Annotated in this window: 8 protein-coding genes and 2 pseudogenes; 4 read left to right on the forward strand and 6 right to left on the reverse strand. The window is 36.3% G+C overall.

Annotation, left to right across the window (positions count from 1 at the left end; genetic code table 11):
• The first annotated feature begins 66 nt into the window (after positions 1-66).
• Complete coding sequence (locus tag B1NLA3E_RS22815; protein ID WP_015596181.1) at positions 67-372, forward strand: hypothetical protein; 306 nt, start codon at positions 67-69, stop codon at positions 370-372.
• 71 nt (positions 373-443) lie between these two features.
• On the opposite strand, the gene brnQ is transcribed toward B1NLA3E_RS22815, so the two are convergent.
• From brnQ to B1NLA3E_RS22830, 3 genes are all read right to left on the reverse strand, one after another.
• Positions 444-1,778 (reverse strand): branched-chain amino acid transport system II carrier protein, encoded by a 1,335-nt coding sequence (gene brnQ, locus B1NLA3E_RS22820; protein WP_015596182.1) that lies wholly within the window; start codon positions 1,776-1,778, stop codon positions 444-446.
• Positions 1,779-2,206: 428 nt separating this feature from the next.
• Positions 2,207-2,818 carry a hypothetical protein gene (locus B1NLA3E_RS22825; RefSeq protein ID WP_015596183.1) on the reverse strand — a complete coding sequence of 204 codons (612 nt, stop codon included), beginning with the start codon at positions 2,816-2,818 and terminating at the stop codon, positions 2,207-2,209.
• A gap of 4 nt (positions 2,819-2,822) precedes the next feature.
• Complete coding sequence (locus B1NLA3E_RS22830; protein ID WP_015596184.1) at positions 2,823-4,007, reverse strand: ParM/StbA family protein; 1,185 nt, start codon at positions 4,005-4,007, stop codon at positions 2,823-2,825.
• Positions 4,008-4,519: 512 nt separating this feature from the next.
• Here B1NLA3E_RS22830 and B1NLA3E_RS24550 point away from each other — a divergent pair.
• Both B1NLA3E_RS24550 and B1NLA3E_RS22835 read left to right on the forward strand, forming a co-directional pair.
• Positions 4,520-4,905: pseudogene (locus tag B1NLA3E_RS24550) on the forward strand (staygreen family protein).
• A gap of 417 nt (positions 4,906-5,322) precedes the next feature.
• Positions 5,323-9,012, forward strand: a complete 3,690-nt coding sequence (locus B1NLA3E_RS22835) for a polysaccharide deacetylase family protein (RefSeq protein ID WP_015596185.1) — start codon at positions 5,323-5,325, stop codon at positions 9,010-9,012.
• A gap of 116 nt (positions 9,013-9,128) precedes the next feature.
• Here B1NLA3E_RS22835 and B1NLA3E_RS22840 read toward each other — a convergent pair whose 3' ends face one another.
• Together B1NLA3E_RS22840 and B1NLA3E_RS22845 are read right to left on the reverse strand one after the other, a co-directional pair.
• Positions 9,129-9,641 (reverse strand): hypothetical protein, encoded by a 513-nt coding sequence (locus B1NLA3E_RS22840; protein ID WP_041580812.1) that lies wholly within the window; start codon positions 9,639-9,641, stop codon positions 9,129-9,131.
• 204 nt (positions 9,642-9,845) lie between these two features.
• Positions 9,846-10,259: a hypothetical protein gene (locus B1NLA3E_RS22845; protein WP_144061532.1), complete on the reverse strand. Its 414-nt coding sequence runs from the start codon at positions 10,257-10,259 to the stop codon at positions 9,846-9,848.
• Between the two features lie 114 nt (positions 10,260-10,373).
• On the opposite strand from B1NLA3E_RS22845, the pseudogene B1NLA3E_RS22850 reads away from it, so the two are divergent.
• A pseudogene (locus B1NLA3E_RS22850) lies at positions 10,374-10,688 on the forward strand (HD-GYP domain-containing protein); the annotation flags it as partial.
• 372 nt (positions 10,689-11,060) lie between these two features.
• Here B1NLA3E_RS22850 and citG read toward each other — a convergent pair.
• A complete protein-coding gene (citG, locus tag B1NLA3E_RS22855) occupies positions 11,061-11,921 on the reverse strand; it encodes a triphosphoribosyl-dephospho-CoA synthase CitG (protein WP_015596189.1) in 861 nt (286 codons plus the stop codon).
• Positions 11,922-11,968: the final 47 nt, after the last annotated feature.

An 11,968-nucleotide genomic window follows, 5' to 3' on the forward strand; every position in this document is an offset into this window, starting at 1 on the left:
TTAAGATTGGCGAAATTTCACGATTTTAATAGGATTGAGTTAAAAGAATGATAAAGGTGTGATTTTATGGGTTTTGATGTAGTTTTATATGACCACAAAGGTCAAAAACTTGAGACTTTTGAACTCTCCGAAAGTCTGCATAACGCAATATTTAATCCAAGTATGTTATGGAGAAGTTACTTGGAACTTAGAAAATTATGCGATTATTATTTAACAGATGAAACTTTTTCAGGTGAAAAGCTAAGGAAGTTAATTACGGACTTAAATCAATATCAGAGAAACATACCGAACCATAAAAAAAATGATTTTCAAGAATTTATCTCTAAAATATCCCACTCAATAGTATCGTCAGTACATATTGCGGGCGATTAAATATAGCCTAATGAGGAAAAACTCTACCCAAAAGGAGCTCCACTGTGTGATTTACATTTATTTAATCGTATTTATGCGGCTTTCTTTTCAATCATATCCTCATTATTTTTAAATTTTTCCAAAAGGCATCCTATTGTGAAACCAAGCAAGCCTGGAATCACCCAACCGAAGCCCTTATTTTGCAAAGGAACATTGGATAATAATTCTGAAAATGAACCATTTAAAAATGTAGAATTGATGATTTCCACTAAGCTAAATAATCCAACTAGACCGATTGTCATGACATAAACTGGTCGTTGATTAAAAGGTAATCTGTCATGTAAAAGACCTAAAATAATTAAGGTAATGGCCATTGGGTACACTAAACCTAGCACTGGGACAGAAACTTTTAATATTTGAGATAGACCAAGGTTTGCTACAAATCCGCTGACCAAACATAATAGGATTGCCCATTTTATATAAGATAATTTTGGGAAAATACTTGAAAAATATTGAGCACACGATGTTATTAATCCTATACAAACACTTAAACAGGCTAATGTAAAAATTAACCCTAAAACAATCGTTCCACTTGTTCCAAACAATTGATGTAATACAGTACTTAATACAATTGCTCCATTATCGACTTTTCCAGTTATCGAAGCTGAAGCCCCTAGATAGGCAATAATTAAATAACAAAAAGTTAACAGTAGGCCACAAATAAGTCCAATAATGGTTAAATATTTTACTTGTAATGTTTGCTTGTTTATTTTTTTACTTCTAAAAATATTGGTAAATATAATTCCGTAAATTAATGCGCCAATTGCATCCATTGTTTGATATCCATCTAAAAATCCCTGTGAGATTGGATTCTCTTTATAAGATAATGAAGCTTCTTTAAAACCAGATAGATTGGTGAATAAAGCTTTGACAAAAACAATGATAATTAATACTAATAAAGAAGGGGTTAAAATCTTTCCAAATCTATCTACTAATTTAGAAGGCGATTTTGCGAACCAAAAAACGATACTAAAAAATCCAACTGTATAAACCAATAGTCCGACTGGTGAAGACTCAATTGTATTTGGTAAAAAGGGCTTTACTCCCATTTCATAAGCAAGGCTGCCTGCACGGGGAATTGCAAGTCCAGGTCCTATTGACAAATAAATTGCCATTGGAAAAAGTAAAGCAAAAGTATGATTCACTCTATTTACTAAAGTATCGAATGTTCCTGATTTTGCAATAGCGATAAAGGCTAATACTGCAAGACCGGCATCTGAAATAATAAATCCAATAACCGCTTGCCATACATTTCCTCCGGCAGCTTGTCCCAAATATGCTGGGAAAATTAAATTTCCTGCACCGAATAACATTGAAAATAACATAAAGCCAATAAACATGATTTCTCTATTGGTTAATTTATTCAAACATTTCACCTCAAACTAATATTATATTAAAATATCTTTTCATTCTATCAAATATCCTTTCCATTTTAAAATTGCATATGGAAAATTACTTATTATTTCACTAAGTGCAAATGTATTGGATGAGTAACGACAGTTAAATTGACTGAATCCCATGGGATTTAATTGAGTTGGTAAAGGATTAGGTGATTTCTGACTAGATTTTTACAACTGTAAATTGCATAATTTCAGTAGCTGGATCATTGGGATCCAGTGGAGGTTGACTTGGGGTTGAATGGGGTAACTCCAACATTATCCATTTGAAATAAATGACCATTCTGATAAAAACTACGATCCTGTATAGCAGGGCGGCACGTCATTTTTTACCAGAAGGCAACCAAAATGATAGGTAGGAATTTTTATTTAATAAGTGGGATCGGTAATGACAGTAATTATTTATTCATTTTAGAAAGAAAATCCCCTAAAATACTGTCTAAATCATTTTCTATGTCTTCATTTTCTTCCTTGGCGATTATTGGTTGATTATGTTTTGCTTTTTCCCAATCAAACATCTCTAAGCCATCATCCAAGGAATCTATATCATTAGTTGAAGCTATTTCGTCCATAAAATTTAAGTGGCTATCCTCTTTTGATGTTTCAACAGAGTGTTCTTCCATCATTATCTCTTCGTGTAGAAATAAAGCCTGGTTAATATCCAAGGAGTTACTATTTAATGAAGCAAGCAAGGAAGTAGCTCGAACTGGCTCAGTTAATAGTTGGTAAATAATACTGCCTAACACGGCCTCAGAATGCTCATGCTTTAACCAGTCCCGTTGTGATTTACTTAATTTATTAGGGAGGGGAATCGTAATCGTTTCCCTTTCCCTTGAAAAAGAATGGCTGACTCCTTGCATCACAAACTCGGCAATTTTACTAGAAAAATTCCTTCTTTCTACTTCCTTTAGCTTTTGCAAATGTTTTAATAAATGGTCGGGTGCATCAGAAGGGACACGAAATGAAACAGCTTGACCCCTCTTTATTTCAGTTGGGGCAGACTTTTTCATATAATCACCTCAAATCTACTTTTTTACTTGCTCCCTGAGTTACCTTTTGCTTCTCCATCTTCCTTACAAAATCGGTGATTAGCTTATAATAAGCATTTGCCATCATCCAAATACTCTCTTTTTCATCTTCAAAGAATTCTATATTATAACCATCTAAATTATTATTTAATATTTTAAGATATTCCTTTAATACAATAGATCCGCCGCCAACAAAATAACAGATTTCCGTTTGTGAGTTTTTCTGCCAAACATTACGTAATAACCGATATTGTTTTTTGGCTAATTCCAGCAAGATACGATCCGTAATATCATGAACGCTTGTCCGGCTTCCTTTCACCATAATATGATTGCGGTCATTTTTCCTCGTAATGATTTCTACTACATCACGACGGCTGTCCAGCTCAACCCCATGCTTGGTTCTAATTCCTTCACGAATGGCTTCTAATGATTCGGAAACGCCCAGATTAAAGCCTTGTGCTTTATCATCATCAACGGTTCTATTTTTTATTACCGCAATATCAGTTGATAATCCGCCGATATCTTGAATTAATATACGTTTATCAATAAGATCCTTGTTAATAATTTTTAAGTTATTGTCCATGACAAGGTTAATATAAGCAGCAAATCCTTCAGGATAAATCTTTGCCTCGTCAAATTTAATATTTACTTTTAATCCTTGATATTTTGGTGTGACGAGAAATTCCACTTGGTGAACAGAACCAATCAATTTAGAGCGATATCCTGCATCCTTTCCTTCCTTTACTTCACGAAGGGGGAGACCAGTTCCTAGTGTATAGTTTGCATCAATCACATTTTTTACTCTTGGGAAACCATGTCCATTTTCCTCGTTAACTGCATCTAATGCCAATGTCGCAAAAAGCATCACCAATGTTTGGTCTTCTTCTGATTTCCCGGTACCAGGATCTAATTCTGTTGCATTGTTACTCTTGGTTGCTAAATGGCCAACTCTATAAATGACATTATTTTCTTTCAGCGCAGGGGAGTGCACCTTGATATGAATTCCATCAAGTGGATTTTTGTTATCTAATTCTTCTATTCCTATCACCGGTCGATCTTCTGTATCTCTTGCAACAATGTTAGGAATGTTTAATTCATACTCTAATTCCCCAAAAATAGCTTTAATCGAGTCATTCCCAACATCTACTGCAGCAATTCTAGACTTAGACATTAATGAATCATTCCTTTTCGTTAAATTTATTTTTTTCTAAGGTAGTTAGTCGTCTATTGTTTCTAATAAAAGGTTATAAGAGATTGCTAGATTCTTCAATAAGCCTTTGTACACATTTCTGTAAACGTTGATAACAAATTCGTAAACATATTGTCCCATAAATATGTAAACACTTTTGTATACATGTAAACGAATTTGTGTACAGTGTGTTTACTTTCCGTAAACATGTAAACAAGGGGAATAGTCTCCCGCTTCCCGCCATACTATTTACTTATGGTACGGTTCACCGCACCACAAAAGCTGCCGTTTTTTATATAAATATTAAACTATAAAAAAGTGAAGCAATTGCAAAGTAGGTTATAACCGAAACATATGACTTTTTACGAATGAATAAATAAAAATTCTTATATTTATAAAAAACTGGCCAATTGGAGTTGATTACTTGAGCAATTTCAATCCAGAAAAAAATATTTGTAGCATACACCGGTGGTGTTACTGCTACGGAACCTGTTATTCCAAGATGTTACACACTCACTCACTCTGATTTTACTGGAGAACTTTTTTTAACAATTGGAATTTATTATGCCTGGGAAAATATAACCCTAAGAGAGATGAAGTATTCGGCGAATGGAAACAAAATAGGAGTTCCTTATACTATTATGTTTATTTATATATAGATCAAGGGGAATATAACGTAAATGTATCAGCAAAACGCAATGAAATATTTAGACGTGAATTACCACTTGCATTAACAGCTATTCGATACGGTGATAGGTTCTTATTTGATGCATACCCTAATCTAGATCAATCTTTAATAATAATTAACTTTATGTCCACCTATCCTCAGTTTGCTAGACAAGAAAGTTGGGGGATTTTCCACCATTTTTCATACAGATAATTATCTAAGATTGTATGTCACCACTTAACAGAGTCGCTTTCCCCTTTAATTGTTTACTTGAAAACAAAAAACCTCATTTTGTAGTTTATAATAGAAAGAAGAAGGCACTCAAATCAGTGCCTTCTCCTTTCAAAAACTGCTCTATTTATGGTACGGTTCTCCGTACAGCATATTAAATGAGGTTTTTATTTTCCCTCTAATTCTCCTATATTCCCATTAAAAATGTTTTAAATTTTTTAATCCACCCCCAAAACCTTAAAACAATTACCTAAGTTTTTTATGTTAGTCATTTTTTGTCGAAGAAATCTTTCCGCTGGATGTACTACGCCTAGGTTAACTTCCAGTTAACGTTCTTAAAGTTTTTAATTAATCTATTAAAATATTCTTCGCCATTACACCTAGAAGGAGGAGACTAAAATGGATCGAATTTTTAGGTGGATTGTTAAATCATTGTTTGCTCCTGTTACGGGGACTGCTGGTGCAGTTGCAAGTACACTTGGTTTTTTTCTGGCCTTTTTACCTTTAGAAAGTCTAAGAATTCCATTATTGCTAGCTTTTTCACTTGTCTTTCGACTTAATATCATCGCCTTATTCCTTGGCACGTTGATGACGATTTTTATTCCCAACCTTCGTCATTTACCTATCCTGGATTTAAGTATTTTAGAAGATTATTGGTTATTTTCTACCTTGAAAGATAAAATACAAGCTTCACAAATCATTGTATCTGGGGCATTGGGAGGCTTAATTGGTCTTGTCTGCTATTTTTTCTTCCACTGGTTCTACAATTTAGGTCTAAAAAAAAGGGGGGGAAATCAGGAACATGTTTTTCTTGATCCTGCCCATAGACGCTGGTCCATCATTAAACGAATGAGCGCAGGCTTTACAATCTTAATTGTGTTAGTATCAACCATTTTTATTGAAAGCCTAAATACAAATCCAGTATTTCCTGAGCTGCAATTGAACAAGAGCACAGCAGAGAGCGCAATCGAGCCGGTTAATACAAGTTTCACTGAAGAAGAGCTTGCTTCCCAGATTCAAAAAACGAATCCTTCGCCTGTTATACAGGAAAATGAGGATTCGGTAAAAACAAAAAAGGCGAGCAAACAAGAAGTCTATGGTTTTTACGTCAATTGGGATGAAAACAGCAAAACTTCTTTCAAAAAAAATAGCGACTCTATTACAACATTAGTACCGGAGTGGCTGCAACTAACAACTGACCTTACCCTTAAAGCCAGCACGGAAAAGTCTATCATTTTAGAGGCAAAAGCAAATGGTATAAAAATTCTTCCATTAGTGAATAATTATATTAATAATAAATGGGATGGCGAGACTTTACACCGGTTATTTACTACTCAAGGCGCAGAAGATCTTTTTATTCAAAATATGTTGGATTATGTGAAATCCAATGACTTTGAAGGGATCAACATAGACTTTGAAGGGATTCACCCAAACGATACAGCGAATTTCACTGATTTTATGGATAAGGTGTATGAAGCATTTCATCAACAAGGTCTCATAGTGACAATGGATGTCCCGCCAAATGACAATAGTTATGACTATACTTCGCTGGCAACGAATGTAGATCGTATGGTTGTCATGCTATATGATCAACACCACTCCATGAGTAAACCTGGACCTGTAGCTCCAACTGATTGGGTAATAGAAAGTTTAAACCAGATCCATATTCCTTCCGAAAAATTGATTCTGAGTTTTGGAAACTACGGTTACGACTGGGAAGACAACTCCAATCAGCCTGCAAATGCAATGACGTTCGGAGATCTAATGGAATTAGGAATTGGGACGAACCTCCAAATCTATTGGAATAAACAAGCAGGCAATCCTTATGTACGGTACAAACGAAACGATAAAAACCATACTGTGTGGTTTTTAGATGCTGCGACATTTTACAATCAAATGAAGTTAGGAAAAGAGAGGGGTTCAAGCGGAATAGCAGTTTGGCGTCTCGGTTCCGAAGACCCTTCTATCTGGAATTTCATTAATAAACCAAAGGATATGGACAATCCATCCAATGCGCTTAAAACCATCGTCAGTCCTAAGCCTGTTCAATATACAGGGGCTGGGGAGATTTTAAAAATGGTTTCTCAATCAGAAAATGGGAAACGAGCAATTCAATTAGATGGACATGATTTGATTCAAAACGAAACCTATAGCAAATTACCAAAACGGTATGGTAAATCAAAACATAAGGAAGTCGTCTTATCCTTTGATGATGGTCCTGACCCAGCCTATACACCACAAATATTGGACATTTTGAACCGGAATCACATAAAAGGGACCTTTTTTATCGTTGGAGAGAATGCAATGCTGCATCCAGAACTTGTTAAAAGGATGCATAAAGAAGGCCAAGAAATTGGCAACCATACGTTTACCCATCCAGATATTGAATCCATCACACCATTTCAAATGACTTTGGAGCTAAATGCCAATCAGCGTTTATTTCAAGGTATTACTGGCCATTCGACGACCCTGTTCCGCCCGCCTTATATGGCCGATGCCGAATCGAACTCGAGCGGCGAACTGCTACCTATGTTACAAGCTCAGAAGTTAGGTTATACAATGGTCGGAGAATTAATAGATTCTGAGGATTGGCAAGGACATTCTAGTGAGGAAATTGTGAATCAGGTACTTGACCAACTGCCGGAAGGAAATGTCATTTTGCTGCATGATTCTGGCGGTGACCGCTCCAATACTGTAAAGGCCCTGCCTTTTCTTATCAAAGAACTAAAAAAACGTGGCTATACTTTTACCACCGTTGCTGATCTCATTGGAAAAAGTAATAGCCAAATCATGCCCGAAGCTGAACAGGACAACCCTTATTTGGTCTATGACAAGGCTGTGTTCACGGTCATACAAGGCTGGCGCGAAGGATTAAGCTTCCTGTTTTACTCCGCTATCCTTATCGGAATCTTGCGGCTGGTTATCTTAATATTCCTTTCAAGAAGGCAGGTAAAAAGGTATAAAGAAACCAAGGTAGATCCTGGATTTACCCCTTTTGTCAGTGTTGTGATTGCGGCTTATAACGAGGAAAAAGTCATTTGCAAAACAATTGATTCAATTTTATCGAGCGATTACCCAGCTTTTGAGATACTAATTATCGACGATGGATCAAAGGACGATACGGCTATTGTGGTTCAAGAAACGTATGAAAACCAGCCTCTCATCAGATTAATAAAAAAACCTAATGGAGGAAAATCTTCCGCTGTTAACCTTGGTTTTAAAGAGGCAAACGGGGCAATCGTGGTGGCTCTTGATGCTGATACACTCATCGCTGAAAATGCCATCTCATTGCTTGTTAGCCACTTTAAAGATGAGAATGTTGCGGCTGTTTCAGGTAATGTAAAGGTCGGCAATAAGGGTAATCTCCTTACCAACTGGCAGCATATCGAATATGTGACAGGCTTTAATCTAGAGAGAAGGGCCTTTGCCACACTCAATTGCATCACGGTTGTACCAGGAGCTATCGGTGCATGGAAAAAGACAGCGGTAGAAGTAGCAGGATACTTTCAAGAGGATACACTGGCAGAAGATACCGATATCACGCTCACCCTTTTACGAAATGGAAAAAAGATTGAATTTGAAGAAAAGGCTTATGCCTATACAGAAGTTCCGGAAGATATTAATAGTCTGGCAAAGCAGCGTTACCGATGGGTTTATGGTACTTTACAATGCCTATGGAAGCATCGACGGGCTTTATTCAATAAAAAACATAAATCATTGGGATATATCGGCCTTCCAAACATGTGGCTTTTCCAATATTTTTATCAAACAATATCTCCTATTGCTGATATATTGTTCATTATAGCCCTTTTTAGCCCACACCCTGAAAAGGCAGCGATTGGATTTATTCTTTTTTACTTGCTGGATTTCTTTACTTCTCTCTATGCATTCCGATTGGAGAAAGAAAGTCCTAAACCACTAGGTTCATTGTTTCTACAACGAATCTTGTACAAACAGCTTATGGCTTATATAGTGATCAAATCCATCCTCTCGGCCGTAAAGGGAGTAACTGTTGGTTGGAATAAACTAAAACGAAATGGTAATGTCACTCAGGAAAGCTCTATTGCGAAGAATAAAGAATCTTCATAATAGAATCTTCACAAAGGTCTTTCCCATTTGGGGAAGACCTTTTCTATGAGAAAAAGGATCACCATCTTCTGGTGACCCCTTTTGAAAGAATTACATATTCTTTCCGTTGTTTTATTTTATTCCCTCTGGTTCCCAGCCTTTTCTTTAGCAGCTTGAGAAACTTGTTGGCCACGGTTGGTTTCCGTTGTGGATGTACTTGTTGCATTCGTTTCCGACTTTGTAGGTGGCGCAGTTGCCGTTGTGGTTGTCGGTTCTTTTGCACTTGTCGAAGTTATGGTTGTTACAGCAGGCGTTGCTGTTATTATCCTATTCCTATCAGAAGGATTTGTTGTATTATTCTTGCTGCTCGAATTCTGTTGAATGGTCTCTACATTCATTTCACTATTATTTGAAGCTACTTTTAAAGCAGCCATTTCTTGATCTTTCCCCTTTGATGCTGGCGTTTGACCTTTGACCGCTTTTTCTGCTTGGTTAATTATGTCCGCTTTTTTGGGATCTCCGGATATAGTTGAAGCATTTTCTTCAGCTAATCGTATGGAAGACTGATCGCCTAACAAGGTGTGGGCGACAGAAAACGTAACAGAACCCGCTAATACCATCGCAACGGCTCCCTTGGTTATTGTATTCATATACTTCCCCTTGTTTTTATAATCATATTAATACAATACGAAAGGACCGAAACTATTATAAGGGTATAAAAATAGAAATATTCCATCAGGGAAACCTCATTTACTTATGGTACGGTTCACCGCACCTTTCTAAGGGGCAGTTTTTAAGGCTTAACCGGTGGGTAATGGTAATTTTATAGGATAATTAGCAAATGGGTTTGCTAATTATCTAACCTGTAATTTAGGTAATCCTCCATCCGGCCATTTGAATTCACAATATAAAACACCCGTTAAAGAAGTATTTTTAGGGGCACTTTCTCCTCTTGGCATTAACAATCCACCATGTCCAAGAACTTCAAAGTGTTCTTTTGTTGTTGGATTGTATTTTTTAATAGGTGGCCCATATAATACTTCTGCTACATCGTCCCAATCAACTCCAAAATCACCACTTTTACAAATTGCAACGAACATTGGTCCTGCCCACTTATATTTAGTAAGTTTAGATTTAATTCTTTTTTCAATTGATTTATTAGGTTCAATTCCTTCCGCAGGGCCTAATATTGCAAATGAAAGGTTTTTTTTCTGACGATTATTTCTAGGCATAGGTACAAAAACACCAACATATCCGAAATCATCCATTACAAGCTCTTCTTCTGGTCCAATATTTTCAAAGTCAAGGCTATCTAAATAATCAATTAATGCCTTTTTAATCTTTTTTCTTTTAAGATTATGTAGGTCAATGATGGTACTGGGTATCCACAAGGAATAAATGGGATGGATATTCATCCTTATGCAAAAATAATGGCTGTAGCAGATGTATATGATGCAGTAACATCGAGTCGTTCATATAGACCAGCGATGTTGCCACACAAAGGTTTCGAAATCCTCTATAGTGGTGCGGGCACACATTTTGAAACGGAATTGGTCCAAATTTTTAAAAAGTCGGTTATTATGTACCCTGTTGGTATAACAGTAACACTAAGTACTGGTGAAACGGGTTTTGTAGTTAAAATAATGGTAATTTCCCAGAACGCCCTATTATTCGTATTATCGAAAAAGATGGTGTAGCTTTACAGGAATCAGAAGTACATGATATCGATATGTTAACAAATTTAACTTCCAATATCGTTTATAGTGATGTGGTTATGTAAAGAAGAGTAACCAATCGCTGTGAGCATGCTTAGATATAATGGATGCACTGCTTCCATATTCACTATTTTAACAAGCCAAAAATAGGCAAGTTTATATATATAATATTAAAATAGATGCAAGAACTCTACCTTATGCTATCCATTTTTTAATTACTATATTTTTAAAAATATCTTTCACTGTGGAAAATGAAAAAAGAGCCTCTCTCTATTTAAAGAAGGCTCAAATTTTGGGGTCATCATTTAATTAACTCTTGACTAGATATCTTTGGAAGTGATGAAAGGCACAGACTTATGAGAGAAGATCAAACATAATCGTTACTGCCAGAAGATCAGCTGATCCTCCAGGACTGATATTTTCCCGAATAAATTCCCTGTCCATTTCATAAACCATCTGCATGCCTTCTTGTGTGAGCACTCCACCTGAATCCAAAACCCGCGACGCATAAAGATGAACAAATCTCAGCGTTTCTAAATCATGCCTTGCGACAATATTGCTATCTTCGTTTACAGCCATTAGATGTAGAAGAGTTTGAATCAAGATATCATTTTGGTGTAAAGTCCTTAAAGATTTTAACTTTCTTAACTCAGGAAGAGAGTAATTTCGCACCGTTTGGAATCCGCTTTCAACTTCACCACGAATTCCTTTAAGACCATATTTCTGATAAAGTTTTTCCCCATAGGTCAGGCTTTCCGACTTGTTTAAGTAAGTCAGTTCCCGCAAACATAAACCTTGAGTCATAAGAGAAACTTTTGTACAGATTGTTTCAGTATCCACACTTTTGCTTTCACTTTCCATCATGCAGCAGGATGCTGCAGCGCAGATGATTCCTAAAGAAAATATCAGACCTTTATGGGTATTGACATTATTTGTTGCTTCAAACATTGCCTTTTCAGCTTTCATCCCTTGACTTCTTAAGGCATTAAACAGTTCCTGTGGATTCTTTCCTGAGTATTCCACCCCCTCGGCGACACAATCATTGAAGTAATTACTCAGAGCAGCACTGCTGGTCATAAATGTAAAGAAGTCCATATCCTTATGTGCTCCCTGGTTAAATCTGTCTACAAGCCCCGGTTTAGGACTAGCAGAAACCTCATAAAGTAAAGCAAGCAGCGCTTTTTGTGAAATAGTATGAATCCACTGTTCAGCCATGTTCAACGTCTCTCCTTCTATTCATCCAAATTCACCAAAAAGAATGA

Origin of the sequence: Bacillus sp. 1NLA3E (genome assembly GCF_000242895.2) — a bacterium.
Classification (GTDB): Bacteria; Bacillota; Bacilli; order Bacillales; family Cytobacillaceae; genus Bacillus_BU.

Bases quoted from the DNA above. Each gene is read 5' to 3' on its own strand.
- B1NLA3E_RS22815 (WP_015596181.1), top strand. From the start codon at position 67: ATGGGTTTTGATGTAGTTTTATATGACCACAAAGGTCAAAAACTTGAG.
- B1NLA3E_RS22825 (WP_015596183.1), bottom strand. From the start codon at position 2,818: ATGAAAAAGTCTGCCCCAACTGAAATAAAGAGGGGTCAAGCTGTTTCA.
- B1NLA3E_RS22830 (WP_015596184.1), bottom strand. From the start codon at position 4,007: ATGTCTAAGTCTAGAATTGCTGCAGTAGATGTTGGGAATGACTCGATT.
- B1NLA3E_RS22835 (WP_015596185.1), top strand. From the start codon at position 5,323: ATGGATCGAATTTTTAGGTGGATTGTTAAATCATTGTTTGCTCCTGTT.
- B1NLA3E_RS22840 (WP_041580812.1), bottom strand. From the start codon at position 9,641: ATGAATACAATAACCAAGGGAGCCGTTGCGATGGTATTAGCGGGTTCT.
- B1NLA3E_RS22845 (WP_144061532.1), bottom strand. From the start codon at position 10,259: ATGGATGATTTCGGATATGTTGGTGTTTTTGTACCTATGCCTAGAAAT.
- citG (WP_015596189.1), bottom strand. From the start codon at position 11,921: ATGGCTGAACAGTGGATTCATACTATTTCACAAAAAGCGCTGCTTGCT.